Raw genomic sequence first — 19,468 nt, forward strand, 5'->3', positions numbered from 1 at the left:
CGGCTGTTGTGTCAAGCGATGTCAGTAAATGTTAGGCCAGGCTGCCCTCAAGGGTGGTAACTGGCGTCTGCCACCCGTATAAGCGCGCTCCCGGACGGAGCCCATCATGTTCGCGCTTTCAGGTTCCCGGCGTCAGGCCGCGCTGGCCTTCATTTTCGTGACCGCGGTGCTCGACATCCTGGCGATGGGCATCATCATCCCCGTGCTGCCGTCGCTGATCGAGGAGTTCGCCGGCTCGAACGCTGAAGCGGGCTGGATCAACGGCGTGTTCGTCGCACTCTGGGCCGGCATGCAGTTCGTCGCCTCGCCGATCATCGGCTCGCTGTCCGACCAGTATGGCAGGCGGCCGGTCATCCTGCTTTCCACGGTGGGACTTGCAGCCGACTATGTGCTGATGGCGCTGGCGCCCAGTCTCTGGTGGCTGGCGCTCGGCCGCATCATCGCCGGCATCACCTCGTCGAGCTTCACCACGGTGTTCGCCTACATGGCCGACATCACGCCGCCGGAGGGCCGCGCCCGCGGCTACGGCCTGATCGGGGCCGCTTTCAGCGCCGGTTTCGTCGCCGGCCCGCTGCTTGGCGGTGTGCTCGGCGAAATCTCGCCGCGTGCGCCGTTCTGGGTCGCGGCCGCGATGAGCGGCCTCGCCTTCCTCTACGGACTTGTGGTGCTGCCGGAATCGCTGGCGCCGGAAAAACGCATGGCCTTCTCGTGGCGGCGCGCCAATCCGTTCGGCGCCATGATGCTCTTGCGTTCGCATCGCGAACTGTCGGGGCTGGCGACGGTGAACTTCCTGCTGCATTTCGCGCATCACGTGTTTTCCGCCGTCTTCGTGCTCTATGCCGCCTATCGCTACGACTGGCATGCATGGGAGGTCGGCGTGCTGCTTGCGATGGTCGGCGTGCTCGACATGATCGTGCAGGGCGTCATCGTCGGGCCGACGGTAAAACGCTTCGGCGACCGCGCCACCATGATCTTCGGCCTGTTCGGCGGTGCGGTCGGCGTCGCCTGTATGGGGCTGGCGCCGACCGGACTGCTGTTCACGCTCGCCATGCTGCCCAACGCATTGTGGGGCCTTGCAATGCCGACGCTGCAATCGCTGATGACACAGCGCGTCTCGGAATCGGAACAGGGGCAATTGCAGGGCGCCAACATGAGCGTCGCCAGCATTGCCGGCGTTGCCTCGCCGCTGTTCTTCGGCGCCGTCTATTCCTTTTCCGTCAGCGAAGGTTCAAAGCTGCCCTACCCGGGCGCCGCGTTCCTGATGGCGGCACTTGTCCTGCTCGGTGCGGCGATCCTCGGCTGGGTCGTTGCACGGCGCGCCGAGCGGACCGAACCGGCGTCTTGACGTTGTGACGCTCAGCGATCGAGTTCGGGATAGAAACGGTCGGACAGCGAACGCCGCGCCTTCTCGCCAACCATGCAGTCGACCGGCGGTTCTGCGGCCGCCGGAACGATGGCGACGCCGTGCTGGTTGCCGCTGACCTCGAGGATGAGTTTGCGGCGTATGGCGGTGCTGAATTCCGAGACTGCCCGTATCGGCAGCGCGAAGGCGCCGCGACCGCCGATCACGCACGCGCTGTAGTAGCGATCGATGTCCGGAAAGATCGACGAAGGCCTGACCAGGATGGGCAGCCCGTTGACGGTTATGCCGCGGGCAACCGCCGCGTCGCGGGCGGCAGTGACAGGCGGGCCGAAATTGTTGGGACCGTCGCCGGAGACGTCGATGACAAGGCGGCCGCCTTCGAGCCCGTTGGCCTGCAGCGCCGAGACGCCGAACGCCAGCGCTCCGGAGATCGAGGTGCCGCGAAAGGTGGCGAAGGGCCGCGCCTCCAGCTTCGCCGCGAAATCGTATGCGCTGTCCCGGTCGCTTATGATCTGCCACGGCACCAGTGACGCCGTGCGCACTGTGCCTGCCCACTCGAAATAGGTGACCGCGACACGGCCGTTCGGACCGGAGCGCGCCGCCGCGATGAAATCCGGGTCGCGCAGCGCCGCGACATAGCCGGCGCGCTGGATGGCGAATTCCTCGCGGTCCATCGATTCGGAGACGTCGACCGCCAGCACGAGTTCCACGTCGACCGGTTCGGCGCGGGCCTCCGCAACCGCGAAAGCCAGGCAGGCCAACACGGCCCGCTGGGGGATCATGACCCGGTGCGCCGTGCGAGTATCTGGCGCACACCCTTGCGCGGGGAACGGCGTTTCGGCGCCACGCCCGTGAAGTCGACGCGTTTCAGGCAGCGGCCGTCCTTGTCCTTCACAAGATGCAGCTCCCGCGAGAAGAAGTCCCCGTTGCGCTGGGCACGGCCGATGTTGACGACGGTGGCATCGGGAAGATCGTCTTCGAAAATCGAGAATACCTTCTTGAGCGCCGAGCGGTCCAGCGTGTCGAGCGCCTCGTCTATGACGACCCAGCGCGGCTTGTGCAGGCTGAGCCGCCCGAAGGCGAGCAGGCGCTGCTCTTCCTCGCTCAACTCGCGCTCCCAGCGCGCGTCGCGGTCGAGCGAACCCGCCAGCCGCTCAAGACCGACCTTGGCGAGGGCTTGCCTGAGATCGGCGTCGGCGAAACCGGCGTCGCCCTGCGGATAGGAAAGGCCGGCGCGCAGCGTGCCCGGAGGGAAATACGGCGCTCTCGGCACGAAGGTGATCGTTTCGCCGGCCGGCAGGCCGATACGGCCGCCGCCCCAGGGCCAGAGGCCGGCAAGCGCCCGGAAGAACAGCGTCTTTCCCGCCCCTGGGTCGCCGGTGATCAGAACGCGCTGGCCGGCGTCGATCTCGACTCGCGGCTCGGCGAGCATGGTGCAGCCCGCCGTGGAGACGACTTCGAGGCCGTCGAAAGTCAGGCTGTCATCGGCATTTTCGACGAACTCGATCCGCCTTTCGGCATCGTGCAGCACATCCGCCTCGACCAGCGCCCGGCGGAAAGCGGCAACGCGCAGCAAGGTCGCGCGCCAGTCGGCGATGGCGCCGATGTTGTTGATGAACCAGCGCAGCGACGAATGCACCTGGTTGAAGGCGCCGACCGCCATCATCAGGCCGCCGAAGCTGATGTCGCCCGCGAAATAGACGGGGGAGGCGACGAGGATCGGCGCCACCACCGTGACCCAGCCATAGCCGTCGGTCACCCATTCAAGGCGTATCTGCACAATGAAGATGCGCCGCACCGCGCCGAGCACCGATGCGAGGTCCGTCTCCAGCCGGCGTTTCTCGTCGCCTTCGCCGCCGGCGAGCGAGATGGCGTCGACATGCTCGTTCACCCGCATCATGGAAAAGCGCAGATCCGCCTCACGCGAATAGCGGTCGCTGTTGAGCGCGATCAGCGGCCTCCCGACCAGCCAGCTCAGCACCGAGGCCGAGCCCGTGTAGATGATCGCAGCCCACACCATGTAGCCGGGAATGGCGAAGGAATAGCCGCTGACATGGAAGACGAAGCCGGACGACAGCGACCACAGCACGCCGACGAAGGAGATGAGCAGGATGGTCGACTGCACGAGGCCGAAGGTCAGGCCCGTGGTCAGGTCGGTGAGATGCCCGGCATCCTCCTGCATGCGCTGGTCCGGATTGACGCCGATGGCGCCGGCATTGGCGAGGCGAAAGGCGCGGCGTGGCCGCATCCATTCGTTGATGAGATCGCGCGTCAGACCTTCGCGCAGCTTGAGCTTCATCATCTGGTTGAGCCAGGTCTGCATGACGCCGAGCGTCAGGAGGCCGCCGGCGATCACCACGAACAGCGTGAGCTGGTGGACGAAAGCATCGATATCGCGGCGCTCGATGGCGTCGTAGAAGGGGCGGTTCCAGCGGTTGAGAATGATCTGGCCGAGCGAAGTCGCCACGATCACCGCCAGCGCGCCGGCTGCCATCCACAGTATGGTGTTGCGCAGCGGCGACGCCATGAAGGCGCGCAGCATCATGGCAAGCTGGTCGCGAAAGCCGATGTCTTCGGCTGCGACGGGGGCTGTCTTGAGATCGGTCCTGCCGTTGGTCTGATCCGCCATCTCATGGGGTCCTTCGTTCGCAACCGACTGTTTCATTGCAGGTAAGTTGACACCCGGCGGTTGCCAAGCGGTCGCCGGACGGCCGCGTCAGGGGCGCGGCACGATCCGTGCAGCCCGCGTCGCCCCTTGCGGTGTCAGCACCGGCACGAAGACGCGGCGCGAGGCGCGCTGTGTCACCGGCAGGCCCTGATAGAGCCGTTTCTGCGCCTCGACCACGATGACGCCGGAAAACATCGGCCAGAAGCGGCGGCCCGATTTTTCAAGCAGTTCGTGGAAGCGCAGCACCCAGCGGCGGCGCGACGGCGGGAAAAACAGCCCGTCGGCCCATGCTCCCGGCGTGAAGTTCGCCTCGCGCAGCAATTCGGTCAACTGGCCGCGCGAAAACGGCCGGCCGGTGCCGAACGGCGTGTGTTCGAAGCGCGCCCACACGCCGCGCCGGTTGGGCACCACGATGACCAGCCTGCCGCCCGGCGCCAGCACGCGCCATATCTCCTTCAGCGTCTCGCGCGGGTTTTCGGCATGCTCCAGCGAATGGACAAGCAGCATGCGGTCGATGGACGAATCGACCAGCGGCAACTCCTCGTCGAACACCAGCGCCGTGGCAGAGGGGCCCTGCGGCGGCCAGTTCACGGCGCCCTGCGTCGCCGGCATGAAGGCAAACACGCGGTCGGCGTCGCTGCCGAAGCGATCGAGCCAGGGCAGCACATAGCCGAGGCCAACCAGCCTTTCGTTGGGCAGGTTGGCCCAGACGGAGGCAATCGCCATGGCGATCGAGCGTTCGGCAAGCCGGCCGAGCGTGGTGGCGTAGAAGGAGCGCAGGTCGACGATGTCGGAATTCATGGCGCGGACGGTAGCGGCGTTGCGTCACGCTTTCAAGAAAGCCCCTCGCCAAGGGTGACATAGGCAAGTGCCCGCCATATCGTCACGCGCAAAGGAGACCCGCCATGGCGATCAGAATCGAGCAATTCATGTGCCGGAGCGACAATTTCGGCGTTCTGGTCCACGAGACCGAAAGCGGCGAAACGGCGATCATCGACGCGCCCGAGGAAAAGCCGATCCTGGCGGCGATCGAGCGCACGGGCTGGCGGCCAACGGCGCTGCTCATCACCCACCACCATGGCGACCATGTCGAAGCCAATCTCGGGCTGAAGCAGCGTTTCAACCTGAAGATCACCGGCCCGAAGGCGGAAGCGGCAAAAATCCCCGGCATCGACGAGCGCGTGGTGGAAGGCAATACGCTGAAGCTCGGCGCAGAAACCATCGAAGTCATCGAAACGCCGGGCCATACCGCCGGGCACATCAGCTATCATTTGCGCGGCGCAAAAATCGCGTTCACCGGCGACACCTTGTTTGCGCTGGGCTGCGGCCGCCTGTTCGAATGCAAGCCGGCGGTCATGTACCAATCGCTGAAGAAACTGGCTGCCTTGCCCCTCGAAACGAAGATCTACTGCGGCCATGAATACACCCAGTCCAACGCCCGTTTCGCGCTGACCGTCGATCCCTCCAATTCGGCGTTGAAGGAGCGTGCGGCCGAGATCGAGAAGCTGCGCGCCGAGGACGAGCCGACCTTGCCGACGACCATCATGCAGGAACTGGCGACCAACCCGTTCCTGCGCTGGCACGACCCGGTGATTCGCAAGAACCTGCATATGGAAACCGCCTCCGACGAAGCGGTGTTCGCCGAGATCCGCAAGCGCAAGGACGTCTTTTGATGACCGCCGCCGAGATCATCGCCACGCTCGGCATGCAACGCCACCCGGAGGGCGGCTGGTATGCCGAGACGTTCCGCGACAGCGCCGGCAACGGGGCGCGCGGCAACTCCACCGCCATCTATTTCCTGCTCGAGGCCGACGACGTTTCGGCCTGGCACCGGGTCAAGGACGCCGCCGAAGTCTGGCACCACTATGCCGGCGCGCCGTTGTCGCTGACGATGTACGAGGAGGGCGGGCCGGTCGTCACCCGCACGCTCGGTCTTGATCTGGCAGTGGGCCAGCGCCCGCAACTGGTGGTGCCGGCGAACTGGTGGCAGATGGCGAGGAGCCTCGGCGCCTTCACGCTGGTCGGCTGCACCGTGGCGCCGGGCTTCGATTTCGCCGTGTTCGAGATGGCGCCGGCCGACTGGCAGCCTGGGGTGAGTTGAGAATCAGGTCAGGCCGGCATCACCCAGCAGGAAACCCAGCGTGATCGAGAGCTGCGCCGCATAATAAAGTACCCATACGGCGACGCGGGCCGGGCGGCTGCCGGGCGATTGCTCAGCCATCAGGAACTTTTCGCTGGCAAGGACGGTGTCCGAGGCCATGAACGCCACCGCGCCGGCGATGATGAAAAGATTGCCGAGCGTCAGCGCCGCGATGCCCATGACGACAATCGCCGCGACATAGAGGACGATCGGCAGCCGCATGTCGCTTGCCACCACGCGCAGCAGCCGCGACAGCATGAACAGCGCGAAGACCAGCATGGCAGCCGCAAGCACGGCGCGCCACGGCTCCGCGACAAGAATGCCGGCGGAGCCGCCGGATTGCCAGAACAGGGCGATGTAGACGAGATGCGCGGCAAGGAAGCTGCCAAGGCCGGCCAGGAATGCCTTGTCGCCGTCGCGCGCCAGAAAGGCGTCGCCCACCGCACTCAACGCCAATGCCGCGACCAGCAGAACAGGGCCGCCCTGGAAGAAGGCGAGCACCGAAAGCAGCGCCACCGCAAACGTCTTCACCGCCATGCGTCGGAAGGACTGCGGCGCGTCGAGCATGATGAGATAAAGCAGCGCCGCGGCGATCGAGAAGATCAGCGTGGCGTTTGCCGTGTCGGTGGCGCTTCCGGGAAACGGCAGCGTCACGGCTTTGCCTCGCTCTGCCTGGCGGAAGCGCGCCCGAAGATCAGCGACTTGGCCGCCAGCACGGCACCCGCCGTGATGAGCAAGCAGGCAAGCAGGATATGCGGCGTCGGTTCGGTAAAGCCGGCGGCGATCAGGATCAGCGTCGAAAGCAGCGGCGCGGCATAGCTCGCGGCGCCCAGCACCTGGATGTTGCCGCGCTTGACGCCGATGTCCCAGGCATAGAAGGCGGCGCCCACCGGCATCAGCCCGAGGCCGAGCACGGCCAGCCACTGGCCGGCGTTGGACGGCAGGACGGTATCCTCCAGCGCCAGATGACACAGCAACGACAGCACCGCCGTTGCCGCACAGAACCAGGTGACGATGCTCGTCGGCACCGCCGGAAAGCGCCGCGACAGCAGCGAATAGCCGGACCACAGGAAGGCGCAGACCGCGGCCATGGCATAACCGAAGGCATAGCGGCTTTCGAACGAAAGCCCGCCGCCATTGGTGATGATCAGGAAGGTTCCTGCCAGCCCGAGCGCCGCACCCGCGATATGGAACCAGCGCAATTTTTCGCCCGGCATCAGCGCCGAACCGAGCACGATGAGCAGCGGCCACAGATAGGCGATCAGGCTGGCCTCGACCGCCGGCGCGTTGCGCAGCGCTGTGAAGTAGAAGAAGTGGTAGCCGAACAATCCGGCAATGCCGATCACCCAGACCTGCGGCGGAATTTTCACCCGCTCGGCCGGAGCCGGCGAGAATAACCGCGCCACCAGGCCGACGCCGGTGCCGATGGAGAAACATATCGCCGACAGCAGGAACGGCGGCACCGCACCCGATGCGTCCGTCAACAACGCCAGCAGCGCCCACATGGCGACCGCCGAAAACCCGATCAGAGTGGCGCGCGCCATCTTCTTCCCCCCGAAACCGACGCGGCAAGGCGTAGGTCGTGATCCAGGGTGGATTGAGATTCAGGTCAGGCCGAGGCGAAAATGGCGGATTTCGAGAACCGGAGCGCAGCGTACATTTGGGTACGTGAGCACCGGAAGCGGAGAAAGCCCCATTTGCAGGCCGGCATCACCTGAATATCAACACACCCTAGTTGATCTGTTTCATCCCCCGCGCACTGATGGTGATCGTGCCGATCCTTGTACCGACCGTTGCGCGGATCGGCGCATATACCCCAGTCGTGCCCAGCGGCGCAAATGTGATGCGGATCTTGCTGCGGTTTTTCAGATATTCGATCGACTTGTGTCCCTTGCGGTAGCCGGCGACCGGTATGAACCTGCCTTCACAGACGACTGCGTCGCCCTCGTAGCCACCGATTGAAACCGGCCCTCTTTCGGCATGGGCAAGCGACAGGTCGGCCCGCAGCTCGCCGTCGAAGACCTTCAGGGTGCGGCCGCACACCTTGTCCAGGCTGTCTGCGCGTACCAGCGTCGCGGACAGTGGATCGGCCACGCCGCGCAATTGGTTTTCGCCGACCGCGATCCAGTCTTCGCCGCGCGGTTTCGGCGGCGGGAGATTGACGGTTTTGGTGACCGTGCCGTCGGCGAAGCTGATGGCGATCTTCTTCGCCTTCCTTCCGGTCGTGTAGTTGGCGGCAAAGGCATCCGGTCGGGCGACGCCCCGCGAAAAACTGCCGGATGCCGAGGTCGTGCCCTTGGTGTCGTCGAACAATTCGGCGAGGCCCGCGCTCGACAGCGAACCGCCGAGCTTGAACGAACGGTCGCTGATGGTGCTTTCGAAGCTTGACTTGGCGATGGTCAGGCCGAGATAGGAGACGTAGTAGTCGGCGTGGAAGGACTGGGCTTTCTCGGCCGCTGCGGCATTGGCGGCGAACGCCGCGGCAGCCACGATCGCAAGCACCGCCGCGGCCGGCTTTATGGCTGCCCTGCAACGGAAAGTGGAGCGCTTGATAGACATCGCGCCAGATCGTCGCATGATTCAGGCGATTATGTGGATATCGCTCGCGCCAATGGATCTGCCGATCCTTGATTGGCAAGATTGTGTCGCGCGTTTTCTCGTGGAATAAAGCCGCGCTGTGCGATGCGGAAGACGCGCCCGGGTTGCACGAGATGCAATCAACGGCCGTTGTCGGCCCTCAAGGAGCAAATTCACATCATGAGCAACGCGTTTTCGGCAGCCGCCGGCTCCAATAGTTTCGTCCCGCTGCGCCTCAGCGGCCAATCCGTTCTGGTGAAAGCGATCGCGGTGGCGCTCGGCTCGCTGTTCCTGGCTGCCTCGTCGTGGATCGAAGTTCCGATGTATCCGGTGCCGATGACGATGCAGACATTCGCAGTGACGCTGATCGGCGCGCTCTATGGCTGGCGGATGGGTGCGATAACCGTGCTTACCTGGCTTGCCGAGGCCGCGGTTGGCTTCCCGGTGCTGGCCGGCGGAGCGGGCGGGCTCGCGCATTTTGCCGGGCCGACCGGCGGATATCTGGTCGCCTTCCCGTTGGCCGCCGCGATGGTTGGCTGGCTGGCCGAACGCGGCTGGACTTCCAAGGGGAATCTGCTGCGCAACGTTGCGGCCATGCTGATCGGCGGGGCGTTTATCCTTGCTTTCGGCGGGTTGTGGCTCGCTGGCATGATCGGAGTGTCAGATGCCTGGACCTATGGCGTGGGCCCCTTCATCGTCGGCGGCATTCTCAAGGCAGTGCTTGCAACCGCCAGCGTCGAGGCAACACGGCGCATCCACTCCGCCCTCTGACATGACGCTGCGCCTGCGCGCCCATCACCTGCTTTGCATGCTGACCTATGTCGGCAAGGGGTATGGCGCGGCGTTTGTCGACAATTACGATGCTGTCGTAGGCCGGCTGGCGAAGGGCGAAGATCTCTTGCTCGTCGCCGGACCGGACGACATCTGCCAGCCGCTGCAAGGTGATGCGCAGGCTCATTGCCATCTAGAAAGCGTGCTGGATCGCGACGATCGCGCCGCATCGGCGGTCGCCTCATTGCTGGGGCGGCCGGTCAACACTGGAGAGCGCATCACGCTGGATGCTGCCACCGTTGCCCGCATGCGCCACAGTTTTGCAGCCGGCAGAACCAGGGAGGCCTGCACCGGCTGCGAATGGTTCGATCTGTGTAGCGCGGTGGCCGCAAGCGATTTTGACGGCGCGCGACTTGCTTGGAACGACGCCGGGGCACCTTGCGCTTGACGCCTGTGCCAAATCCCACTAAGGGAACGCCAACTTTTCCTACGTGGCCGCCTGACTGAGCCCGCGCCTGCCGTTTCTGGTGCGACATCGTCTTTTGGCCCGGCACCGAACAGAACTGAAGGTAGTAAAATGTCCCGCGCATGTGAACTGACCGGCAAGGCCGTTATGACCGGCAACAATGTGAGCCACGCCAACAACAAGACGAAGCGCCGCTTTCTGCCGAATCTCGTCAATGTGACGCTGATCTCGGAAGTGCTGAACCAGAATGTGAAGCTGCGCATTTCGGCCAACGCCCTGCGTTCGGTCGAGCATCGCGGCGGTCTCGACGCCTTCCTGGCCAAGGCCGACGTTGCCGAGCTGTCGCAGCGCGCCCGCCTGCTGAAGAAGCAGATCGCCAAGAAGAACGCCGAACAGCCGGCCGCCTGATTTTCCCGACCCGGCGGGCGCCCTGCCCGCCAACCCGGGCGAGGCCGTCATGGTTGCGCCCGACTGGTTCCATTACCCAGGATAAAAAAATGATACGCCTTTCCGCCTATATTCCGTTTGTCGCCGCCATGGCGCTTATCGTCGTGGCATCGAACATTGCCGTTCAGTTCCCGGTTCAGGGGCAGCTCGGGCAGCTCGCCCTTGCCGATATCCTGACCTGGGGCGCCTTCACCTACCCGGTCGCCTTCCTGGTCACCGACCTTGCCAACCGCCGCTACGGGCCGGTTGTGGCGCGGCGCATCGTGATGATCGGCTTTGTGGCGGCCATCGCCTGCTCGATCGTCATTCCGCCGCTGCTTTTCCAGTACGGCTATATCCCTTACGAAACGGCTGCCGGCCGTCTGGTCCGCATCGCCATTGCCTCGGGCAGCGCCTTCCTCGTCGGCCAGCTTCTCGATATTACGGTGTTCAACTGGCTGCGCCGGCAGGATTGGTGGCGCGCGCCGGTGTTCGGCTCGCTGGCCGGCTCGGTGATCGACACGGCGATGTTCTTCAGCATCGCTTTCGCCGCGAGCTTCGCTTTCGTCGGGCCCGATGACGGCTTCGCACTGGAGCAGGCGCCGCTGCTCGGCGTCATGACCGAAACGGCGCCGCGCTGGATATCCTGGGCCATCGGCGACCTCACCGTGAAACTGCTGATCGCCGTCTTCGCGCTGATCCCCTACCGCCTGATCGCCGCCCGCTGGAGCCAGCCCGCGGTCGCGGCCTGAGCCGTGATTCCCTGGGTCCAGCTCGACGCCGCAAAGACGCCCGACGGCGAGCAGGAACTGCGCCTGAAGCGGCGCGGCAGCGAATTCTCGATCATGCTCGGCGCCAACGAGCTGATGAACAGCCGCCTCAGCGGTTCGGAAGAAGCTCTGGCGAAACTGTCCTGCGGCAAGATCCAGGGTACGCCATCGCCGAAAATCCTCATCGGCGGGCTGGGCATGGGCTTCACGCTGCGCGCGGCCCTCGCCGAGCTTGGCGCTGACGCGAAAATCACCGTTGCCGAATTGGTGCCTGCGGTCGTTGCGTGGGCGCGCGGGCCGATGGCCGAAGTGTTCGGCGATTGCCTCGACGATCCGCGCGTCGCCATCGCCGAAACTGATGTCGGCCTTATCATCAAGTCCGCCAGGGCGGATTACGACGCCATCCTGCTCGACGTCGACAACGGCCCGGAAGGGCTGACCCGCAAGGCCAATGACGGCCTCTACGACATGGCCGGGCTGAGCAGCGCCCGCGCCGCGTTACGGCCAGGCGGCGTGCTGGCGGTATGGTCGTCGGCGCCGGACGCCGGCTTCACCCGCCGGCTGCAGCGGGCGGGCTTCGCTGTCGAGGAAGTGAAAGTGCGCGCCCACAACAAGCGCGGCGCCCGCCACGTCATCTGGCTCGCGACCAGGGCTTGATCCCTGGTCCGGCGCTCCCGGTCACCGGTGTTCGGCTGACCGCGGAGCCGGCCATCAGAGCCGGCGGGCCGATATCAGCCCGCCTCACCCGCCTGCAGCGGTCCGAAGAAGCCGATGATGCGTTCTATGCGCCGGCCGTCCGGGCTGAGCAGGGCGATGTCGAGCCCGGGCCGTTCCGTGCCGTCGGCTTCGACCAAGCTCCAGCCGAAACGGGCGACATCGTGATGGACGTCGACCGTGCTGGTGCGCAGGATGCGTGCGCCGGGGCGGCTCTCCCTGACCCTGGCGATATGCGCCAGCAGTTCGTCGGCGCCTGCCGTGTCGGCGCGCGGGTCGGTGTAGGTGGCGCCATCGGCCCAGACTGCGTTTAGCAGCGCCTTACGCCGGGCCGGATCGGCCTCGTTCCACACGGCGCAATAGCGATCGATCAGTTGAGTGACGTCCAGCGACATGATCCGCCTCCATCCGGCATGGGCGACGATACCGTCAAAACTGTCAGCATGCCGCAGTAGAATTTGCAAACGGGCTCAGTGTCTGAATCAAAAAGCGGCAGGCCGAGGCGAAAATGGTGGTTTCGAGAACCGGAGCGGAGCGTACATTTGGGTACGTGAGCACCGGAAGCGCAGAAAGCCGCCATTTGCAGCCCGGCTTGGCGACTTTTGGATCAGACACTCAATCCTCGTGCAGGACAAATTCCAGGTAGAGATTGCGCTGCAGGATCGAGTGGTTGTCGTCGGACATCAGCGACACCATCACCGCACCGTCTGCACGTTGCCAGACGTCCATGGCTTCCATGTTGTCGATCTGGTAGCCCATGTCGGCGTCCATCAGCACCGGGCCGTCGACGACCGCACCCTCGACGATGCTTTCGGCTTCGATGCGGCGCAGCCGCATCTTGACGCCTTCCGCCATGTTGAAGCTGCGTTCCAGCAGGAGCAGGTCGCCGTCCGGCAGGAAGGCGCCGTCGGTGATGTCGAAATTGCCGTTGCGCTTGACCGTGAAGACGCCCTTGCCCGGACCTTCGAGGATGGCGGCAAAAATGTTGCCTCGGCTGTCCAGGCTCTTTTCGGAGACGACGACGAGGCCGCCGGCATGCTGGCCGTGCGGGGCGGCATAGGCGACGGTTTCGAAACCGCGGTTCTGGCGCAGTTCGCGGGCGGGCACGAGGAAATCGAGGTTGCGGAACGCCGGCCCCATTTTGCCGGGCTCGATCCTGAACCGGGCGACACGATGGTTGCGCTCGAAACCGACAGTGGCGATGTCGTCCTTTACGGCCAGGCCCTCGGCGTCGACCTCCCACTTGCGGGCAAAGGTCTGGCCGGATGGGTCGACCATCTGTTCCATGCTGAAATCGGCGATTCCGGAAGGCTTTTGCGCGTCGTCGTGCACGAGCTTGCCGAAGAACCAGAAGCCGGTGTCGGCGACGCCGACGAAACTGCCGCCGGGGCTGGTGAAGCGGAATGCCGAGATGGCGCCGAAATGGCGCGAATTGGCGGTCATTTCGAGACCGCCGACAAATTCCAGCGGGCCGAACTGCTTGTCGTCGCGGCCGATGCGGAACTGGGTGATCGGCCTGGTGCTGATGGTGATCCGGTCGAGCGGCGCGGAGCCGGCATCGCCCGAATTGGCAAGCCCCAGCACGGATATCAGCGCGAGGGCGGCAAAGCCTCCCAGCCAGTTGCGCAGCCGGAGCGAGGGTGGCGTCATCCGGCGCGCCGCAGGCCGCCGCGGCGGGTGTCCCGGACGCTCTCCTCGCCGAACAGCGAAGCCAGTTGTTCGGTCATCGCGCCAGCCAGTTCTTCCGCATCGACGATGGTGACGGCGCGGCGGTAGTAGCGGGTGACGTCATGGCCGATGCCGATGGCCAGAAGCTCGACCGGCGAGCGGCTTTCGATCAGTTCGATGACGGCGCGCAGATGCCGTTCGAGATAGTTGCCCGGATTGACCGACAGCGTCGAATCGTCGACCGGCGCACCGTCCGAGATCATCATCAGGATCTTGCGCTGCTCGGGCCGCGCGATCAGGCGGTTGTGCGCCCACAGCAGCGCTTCGCCGTCGATGTTTTCCTTGAGCAGGCCTTCGCGCATCATCAGGCCGAGGTTGCGCCGGGCGCGACGCCACGGCATGTCGGCCGATTTGTAGATGATGTGGCGCAGGTCGTTGAGGCGGCCCGGGTTTGGCGGCTTGCCGTCCTTCAGCCATTTCTCGCGCGCCTGCCCGCCCTTCCACGCACGCGTGGTGAAGCCAAGAATCTCCACCGAGACGCCGCAGCGCTCCAGCGTGCGCGCCAGGATGTCGGCGCAGGTGGCGGCCACCGTGATCGGCCGGCCGCGCATCGAGCCGGAATTGTCGAGCACCAGCGTCACCACCGTGTCGCGGAACTTGGTGTCGCGCTCCTGCTTGAAGGAGAGCGGCTGCATCGGGTCGATGACCACGCGCACCAGTCTGGCCGGGTCGAGATAGCCTTCCTCGAGGTCGAAGTCCCACGAGCGGTTCTGCTGCGCCATCAGGCGGCGCTGCAGACGGTTGGCGAGGCGTCCGACGACGCCCTGCAGGTTGGAAAGCTGCTTGTCGAGGAAGGCGCGCAGACGGTCGAGCTCCTCTTCCTCGCACAGTTCCTCCGCCCCAACCGTCTCGTCGAAGGCAGTGGAAAAGACCTTGTAGTCGATCTCTTTCGGCAGGTTGGTGAACGGGTTGTCGGGACGCTTCGCCTCGCCAGGCGTCTCGGCGTCGGGGTCGTCCTCGTCCGTCATCTCGTCGGAGGTGGCGTCGGCGGCGTCGGTCTCGCCGGCCTCCTGGTCCTCGGCGGAAGGCTCGGCGTCCTCGGATTGCGAATCGTCGGAGCCGGAATCGTCCTCGCCGCCCTCCTCGCTCTTCTCCTCGCCCTGCGGCTGGTCGTCGTCGCTGTCCTCGGCCTCTTCGCTCTCCTGGTCGTCGCCGAGTTCCTCCGCCATTTCCATCGAGGCGAGCATATCGCGCACGACGCGGGCAAAGGCGTTCTGGTCGTCGAGCTTGGCGGCCAGCCCGTCGAGGTCGGCGCTGGCCTTCTCCTCGACCCACTTGCGCCAGAGGTTCACCATGCGCTCGCCGCTCTTCGGCGCCGGGCGGCCGGTCAGCTTCTCGCGCACCATCAGTGCAATCGCTTCCTCGATCGGCGCGTCGGCCTGGTCCTTCACGTCGGCGAGATTTGCCTTGGCGTATTTTTCTTCCAGCATCGAGCCGATGTTGTCGGCAACGCCGAGCATGGCCCTTGAGCCGATCGCCTCGACACGCGCCTGTTCGACCGCGTCGTAGATGGCGCGGGCCTGCTTGCCTTCCGGCGCCAGCTTGGCATGGATGCGGTTGTCATGGCAGGCGCGCTTCAGCGCCATGGAATCGCCGATGCCGCGGGTCACCGCGATGTCGCTGATCGTCGGCTTTTTCGGCAGTTCGGGCAATCGCGCACGGTTGCCCGCAAAGGCCGGGCGGTCCTTGGCGAAGCCGACTTCGAGGTCGTGGTCGCCGGCGATGGCGCGCACGCACACGGAGACCGCACGCTTGAAGGCTTCGCCCTCGCCGTTGGCCTTCGGCTTGCTGCGCGTTGAGTTGTCGCCCGGACCCGCCATGTGAGCCTTGTTCTATCCCAGAACGACGTTGGCAGCCGATTCAGGCAATTCTTCGCCGAAGGCGCGCTGATAGAACTCCGCCACCACCGACCGCTCCAGCTCGTCGCATTTGTTGAGGAAGGTCAGCCTGAACGCCATGCCGACATTGCCAAAGATCTCGGCGTTCTCGGCCCAGGTTATGACCGTGCGCGGGCTCATCACCGTCGACAGGTCGCCGTTCATGAATGCCGAGCGGGTCATGTCGGCGACGCGCACCATCTTGTTGACGATGTCCTTGCCCTTGTCGTTCTTGTAGTGCTTGGCCTTGGCCAGGACGATCGCCACCTCGTTGTCGTGCGGCAGGTAGTTCAGCGTCGTGACGATCGACCAGCGGTCCATCTGCGCCTGGTTGATCTGCTGGGTGCCGTGATAGAGGCCGGTCGTGTCGCCGAGGCCGACCGTGTTGGCGGTGGCGAACAGGCGGAAGGCCGGGTGCGGGCGGATGACGCGGCTCTGGTCGAGCAGGGTGAGGCGGCCAGACGATTCCAGCACGCGCTGGATCACGAACATCACGTCCGGGCGGCCGGCATCGTATTCGTCGAAGCACAGCGCGACATTGTGCTGGTAGGCCCAGGGCAGGATGCCGTCGCGGAATTCGGTGACCTGCATGCCTTCCTTGACGACGATGGCGTCCTTGCCGACGAGGTCGATACGGCTGACATGGCTGTCGAGATTGACGCGCACGCAAGGCCAGTTGAGACGGGCGGCGACCTGCTCGATATGGGTCGACTTGCCGGTGCCGTGGTAACCCGACACCATGACGCGGCGGTTGAAGGCAAAGCCGGAAAGGATCGCCAGCGTGGTCTGCTCGTCAAACAGGTAGTCGGGGTCGACATCGGGGACATGCTCGGTGGCAACCGAATAGGCCGGCACGACCATCCTGGATTCGAAGCCGAATTTCTCCTTCACCGATACCGTCGTATCGGGGAGATTGGCGATGTCGCGATCGACCTTGTTCATAATGTCCACGTCTCCACAGGCGAACATCGAGCTTCGCCGGCAATCGATTTTGTTCGGGGGCGGTCTTAGAGCCTTTTCCAACCGGATGAAAGTTGGAAAAAAGCCCGGACTTCAAAGTTCGCTCAGCACAAACCTGCCTGCTTGAGCACGCGATAGGCCTGCAGCACATCGCGAAACCTGTCTTCCGAACCTCTGTCGCCGCCATTCGCATCCGGATGGTGACGCTTCACCAGTTCCTTATAGCGCGCCTTGATGTCCGCGCCAGTCGCCTTTGCGTCAAGGCCAAGCGTTTCCAGAGCCTTGGCCTCAAGCGGCTTGGCCTTGCGTTCGCGCGGCTCCTTCGGCCCGCTGAACAGGTTGAACGGGTCTCGCATGCGGTTGTAGTAGCCGGCGCGGCCGGAACGCTGCTGGGCGATGTCCGGCGAGGAGCGGGCGCCGCCATTGGCACCGATCGTCCAGGTCGGGCGATGGCCGGTCAACGCCTCCTTCTGGAAGCGGGCGATTTCGGAATCCGGAACGCCCGAGAAATAATTGAAGCCCTTGTTGTACTCGCGCACATGGTCGAAGCAGAACTTGAAATACTCCCCCTCGCGCATGCGGCCCACCGGCGCGCGATGCGTGCCGGCCTGGCTGCAGCCGTCCCACTGGCAGCGCGGCGCGTGCGACTTCAGCTCGGCATCCTTGTCCGGCCGCACGCGGATTTTCTCGAAATATTTCGAATACGGTTTCATTCGTTCCGATTATGGGGCGTTCACCGCACGAAACAAGAATTGACATTTGGCGGATGATGGACCTAACCGCTGATTTGCGATCCGTCCTGTCCGATTGGTGTTTTTTGTGGCGGGCCGACCACATGTGGTGAAGGGAAGCAGCGATGTCCATACAGGAAACGATGGAAAAGAAGCTTACGGCCGCCTTTTCGCCGGAGCGGCTGGTCATCATCAACGAGAGCCACCTGCATGCCGGGCATCACCACGAGGAAACCGGGCATCACGTCGTTTATGACGGCACCGGCGAGACGCATTTCCGCGTCCGCATCGTGTCGCCGGCGTTCGCCGGCAAGAGCCGCATCGAGCGCCACCGTGCCGTGAACGACCTTCTGGCCGACGAAATGAAAGCCGGCCTGCACGCCCTTGCGATCGAACCGGCGGCTCCGGGCGAAAAGACCCGCTGGTAGCGGGATTCTGCTCTCGCCCTCGGGTCATTCGTCGATAGCTAGTTCGCGCCTCGCCTCTCCTGATGTCGCCGAAACCGAGGACACTTTCGGGCGACATGCATTAAGTTTGAATAGTCCCCTCTTGGCGGAGCAGGCTATGCCTTACGTCGCCCCCCTCTGGCCTGCCGGCCATCTCCCCCTCAGGTGGGGAGATTGGCAGCTCTGGCGAAAGCGCTCACCCCCCAGCGTTGGCGATTGAGCGAAGTCGGCGGAGCGACTGATCTCCCCCCTTGAGGGAGGGCAATCGCATATAGGTTCTATCTTCCCCCACTCCGGCCCTTCGGGCCACCTCTCCCCCCTCCGGAGGGAGAGGAAAGGGAGCCGCCATAGCGGCCAGCGCTTCCTCTCCCCCGGGGTCGACCACGCATATGCGATTGCCCTGCCCCTTGAGGGGGAGATGGCCGGCAGGGCGCGAAGGATCACGACCTCTCCGGAAACCAGCTTATCCCGCGCACCCTTCCCAACCCCCATTGTCAGCATCTGTCAGCAGTCTTTCATTTTGTTTTATCCACACCCCTTTGCCGCTGCCGCATAGTTGTCGGCAGTTTCTCCTGCGGGAACGCCGATCATGACGGTGGTTTGCGGGGAGGAACCGGCGCTTCGGGCAAGCGGCTAACGTGGCCGTGGAGACGAAGGGCTGTCCCAGAGTCTCTACGATTTCCCGCGTTGACGGGAACCAGGCGCGGTATGATCTGGCGCTGACACGTAGAAACCACCGGTGCATACCGGAAGGTCCGATGTTGGGAGATGGGATGGCCGAAAATCGCCGGCGGGGCGCTGGGAAGGCGCCAGATTACTTATTTACGAGGTGCTGACCCAGCGCCCCGCTTCCCGACTATCTTTCATGCAATGGCCAGACGGATGAAAATCCGGGCGTGGCGATGGAGAAGCTTGCGATGATGAAAGGAACCCCCTCTCCGCCTCGGCTTCGCCTCGACACCTCTCCCCCGCTTCGCAGGGGCGAGGAACCGCTGCCGCGACGCCAGCGCTTCTCCAGCTTGGGTTCCTCGCCCCTGCGAAGCGGGGGAGAGGTGGTTTGCGCAGCAAACCGGAGAGGGGGTCTTTGCAAAAGTTCCAAAAGAGGCAGGATGGCAAACCCGGCATTCATTCGACGGATATCCCATGACTGGCCCCAATCCGGACCTCAAGCACCCCATCCCCATGCATTCGCGCGTCGGCTTCCTGAAGTCGCTGGTGACCGCGCCCAACATCGAGATCGGCGAGTTCACCTATTACGACGATCCCGACGGGCCGGACCGTTTCGCCGAAAAATGCGTGCTGCACCATTATCCGTTCATCGGCGACCGGCTGGTCATCGGCAAATTCTGCGCCATCGCCGAGGGCGCGCGCTTCATCATGAACGGCGCCAACCATGCGATGTCGGGATTTTCGACATACCCGTTCAACATCTTCGGCCACGGCTGGGAAAAGGGCTTCGACGTCAAGACATGGGAGGCGGAGAACCGCGGCGACACCGTGGTCGGCAATGATGTGTGGATCGGCATGGAGGCGGTGGTCCTGCCCGGCGTGACGATCGGCCACGGCGCCGTCATCGCCGCCAAATGCGTGGTCAGCCACGACGTCCCGCCCTATGCGATCTTTGCCGGAAACCCAGGCAAGACGGTGAAGCTGCGCTTCGACCGCCTCACCATCAAACGCCTGCTCGACATCGCCTGGTGGAACTGGCCGGTCGACAAGATCACCCGCAATCTCGATGCCATCCGCGGCGCCGATATCGTGCGGCTGGAGGCCGCCGCGTGATAGCGCTCGCCTTGCGATTGCCGCCTGAAAATACTCATCGGTTGACAAG

The 19,468-nt window shown here is 64.6% G+C and carries 21 protein-coding genes; 10 read left to right on the top strand and 11 right to left on the bottom strand.

The window, feature by feature from the left end; genetic code table 11:
• The first annotated feature begins 106 nt into the window (after positions 1–106).
• Positions 107–1,345, top strand: a complete 1,239-nt coding sequence (locus F3H98_RS05650; protein WP_149759130.1) for a TCR/Tet family MFS transporter — start codon at positions 107–109, stop codon at positions 1,343–1,345.
• An 11-nt stretch (positions 1,346–1,356) separates the two neighbouring features.
• Here the strand turns inward: F3H98_RS05650 and F3H98_RS05655 are convergent, their stop codons facing one another.
• From F3H98_RS05655 to F3H98_RS05665, 3 genes are all read right to left on the bottom strand, one after another.
• Entirely contained in the window at positions 1,357–2,145 is a 789-nt protein-coding gene (locus tag F3H98_RS05655) for a DUF1194 domain-containing protein (RefSeq protein ID WP_149759131.1), read from the bottom strand.
• Complete coding sequence (locus F3H98_RS05660) at positions 2,142–3,992, bottom strand: ABC transporter ATP-binding protein/permease (RefSeq protein ID WP_149759132.1); 1,851 nt, start codon at positions 3,990–3,992, stop codon at positions 2,142–2,144. Before F3H98_RS05660 ends, F3H98_RS05655 begins: the two co-directional genes overlap by 4 nt.
• A gap of 87 nt (positions 3,993–4,079) precedes the next feature.
• Complete coding sequence (locus F3H98_RS05665) at positions 4,080–4,832, bottom strand: class I SAM-dependent methyltransferase (protein ID WP_149759133.1); 753 nt, start codon at positions 4,830–4,832, stop codon at positions 4,080–4,082.
• A 104-nt stretch (positions 4,833–4,936) separates the two neighbouring features.
• Between F3H98_RS05665 and gloB the strand changes: the two genes are divergently transcribed.
• Entirely contained in the window at positions 4,937–5,704 is a 768-nt protein-coding gene (gene gloB / locus F3H98_RS05670) for a hydroxyacylglutathione hydrolase (protein WP_149759134.1), read from the top strand.
• Positions 5,701–6,132, top strand: coding sequence for a cupin domain-containing protein (locus F3H98_RS05675; protein WP_149759135.1), 432 nt, complete (start codon positions 5,701–5,703; stop codon positions 6,130–6,132). The genes gloB and F3H98_RS05675 overlap by 4 nt, the downstream gene beginning before the upstream one ends.
• Before the next feature lie 3 nt (positions 6,133–6,135).
• Here the strand turns inward: F3H98_RS05675 and F3H98_RS05680 are convergent, their stop codons facing one another.
• The 3 genes from F3H98_RS05680 to F3H98_RS05690 form a co-directional block, all read right to left on the bottom strand.
• Positions 6,136–6,825 (bottom strand): lysoplasmalogenase family protein, encoded by a 690-nt coding sequence (locus F3H98_RS05680; protein ID WP_149759136.1) that lies wholly within the window; start codon positions 6,823–6,825, stop codon positions 6,136–6,138.
• Positions 6,822–7,715: an aromatic amino acid exporter YddG gene (gene yddG / locus F3H98_RS05685; protein ID WP_149759137.1), complete on the bottom strand. Its 894-nt coding sequence runs from the start codon at positions 7,713–7,715 to the stop codon at positions 6,822–6,824. Before yddG ends, F3H98_RS05680 begins: the two co-directional genes overlap by 4 nt.
• A gap of 187 nt (positions 7,716–7,902) precedes the next feature.
• A complete protein-coding gene (locus tag F3H98_RS05690) occupies positions 7,903–8,730 on the bottom strand; it encodes a DUF3108 domain-containing protein (protein WP_149759138.1) in 828 nt (275 codons plus the stop codon).
• 198 nt (positions 8,731–8,928) lie between these two features.
• Between F3H98_RS05690 and F3H98_RS05695 the strand changes: the two genes are divergently transcribed.
• The 5 genes from F3H98_RS05695 (at position 8,929) to F3H98_RS05715 (ending at position 11,838) form a co-directional block, all read left to right on the top strand.
• Positions 8,929–9,519 carry a biotin transporter BioY gene (locus tag F3H98_RS05695; protein ID WP_149759139.1) on the top strand — a complete coding sequence of 197 codons (591 nt, stop codon included), beginning with the start codon at positions 8,929–8,931 and terminating at the stop codon, positions 9,517–9,519.
• Position 9,520: 1 nt separating this feature from the next.
• Positions 9,521–9,967 carry a DUF1284 domain-containing protein gene (locus F3H98_RS05700; protein ID WP_149759140.1) on the top strand — a complete coding sequence of 149 codons (447 nt, stop codon included), beginning with the start codon at positions 9,521–9,523 and terminating at the stop codon, positions 9,965–9,967.
• Between the two features lie 129 nt (positions 9,968–10,096).
• Positions 10,097–10,393: a 50S ribosomal protein L28 gene (gene rpmB, locus F3H98_RS05705; RefSeq protein ID WP_149759141.1), complete on the top strand. Its 297-nt coding sequence runs from the start codon at positions 10,097–10,099 to the stop codon at positions 10,391–10,393.
• Positions 10,394–10,482: 89 nt separating this feature from the next.
• Positions 10,483–11,163, top strand: coding sequence for a queuosine precursor transporter (locus F3H98_RS05710; RefSeq protein ID WP_244621613.1), 681 nt, complete (start codon positions 10,483–10,485; stop codon positions 11,161–11,163).
• A gap of 3 nt (positions 11,164–11,166) precedes the next feature.
• Positions 11,167–11,838: a spermidine synthase gene (locus F3H98_RS05715; protein WP_149759142.1), complete on the top strand. Its 672-nt coding sequence runs from the start codon at positions 11,167–11,169 to the stop codon at positions 11,836–11,838.
• A gap of 74 nt (positions 11,839–11,912) precedes the next feature.
• Here F3H98_RS05715 and F3H98_RS05720 read toward each other — a convergent pair whose 3' ends face one another.
• From F3H98_RS05720 to F3H98_RS05740, 5 genes are all read right to left on the bottom strand, one after another.
• Positions 11,913–12,290: a nuclear transport factor 2 family protein gene (locus tag F3H98_RS05720; protein ID WP_149759143.1), complete on the bottom strand. Its 378-nt coding sequence runs from the start codon at positions 12,288–12,290 to the stop codon at positions 11,913–11,915.
• A gap of 220 nt (positions 12,291–12,510) precedes the next feature.
• A complete protein-coding gene (locus F3H98_RS05725; protein ID WP_149759144.1) occupies positions 12,511–13,545 on the bottom strand; it encodes an esterase-like activity of phytase family protein in 1,035 nt (344 codons plus the stop codon).
• The gene (gene cobT, locus F3H98_RS05730) at positions 13,542–15,443 is read right to left on the bottom strand and encodes a cobaltochelatase subunit CobT (RefSeq protein WP_149759145.1); all 1,902 of its coding nucleotides are present in this window, start codon (positions 15,441–15,443) and stop codon (positions 13,542–13,544) included. The genes F3H98_RS05725 and cobT overlap by 4 nt, the downstream gene beginning before the upstream one ends.
• Before the next feature lie 12 nt (positions 15,444–15,455).
• Positions 15,456–16,442, bottom strand: coding sequence for a cobaltochelatase subunit CobS (gene cobS / locus F3H98_RS05735; protein WP_149759146.1), 987 nt, complete (start codon positions 16,440–16,442; stop codon positions 15,456–15,458).
• Between the two features lie 122 nt (positions 16,443–16,564).
• Positions 16,565–17,173: a J domain-containing protein gene (locus tag F3H98_RS05740; protein ID WP_149759147.1), complete on the bottom strand. Its 609-nt coding sequence runs from the start codon at positions 17,171–17,173 to the stop codon at positions 16,565–16,567.
• A 143-nt stretch (positions 17,174–17,316) separates the two neighbouring features.
• Between F3H98_RS05740 and F3H98_RS05745 the strand changes: the two genes are divergently transcribed.
• The gene (locus tag F3H98_RS05745; protein WP_149759148.1) at positions 17,317–17,619 is read left to right on the top strand and encodes a BolA family protein; all 303 of its coding nucleotides are present in this window, start codon (positions 17,317–17,319) and stop codon (positions 17,617–17,619) included.
• Between the two features lie 1,161 nt (positions 17,620–18,780).
• The gene (locus F3H98_RS05750) at positions 18,781–19,419 is read left to right on the top strand and encodes a CatB-related O-acetyltransferase (RefSeq protein ID WP_149759149.1); all 639 of its coding nucleotides are present in this window, start codon (positions 18,781–18,783) and stop codon (positions 19,417–19,419) included.
• The last annotated feature ends 49 nt before the right edge of the window (positions 19,420–19,468 follow it).

The organism is Neomesorhizobium albiziae (assembly GCF_900114255.1).
Classification (GTDB): Bacteria; Pseudomonadota; Alphaproteobacteria; order Rhizobiales; family Rhizobiaceae; genus Neomesorhizobium; species Neomesorhizobium albiziae.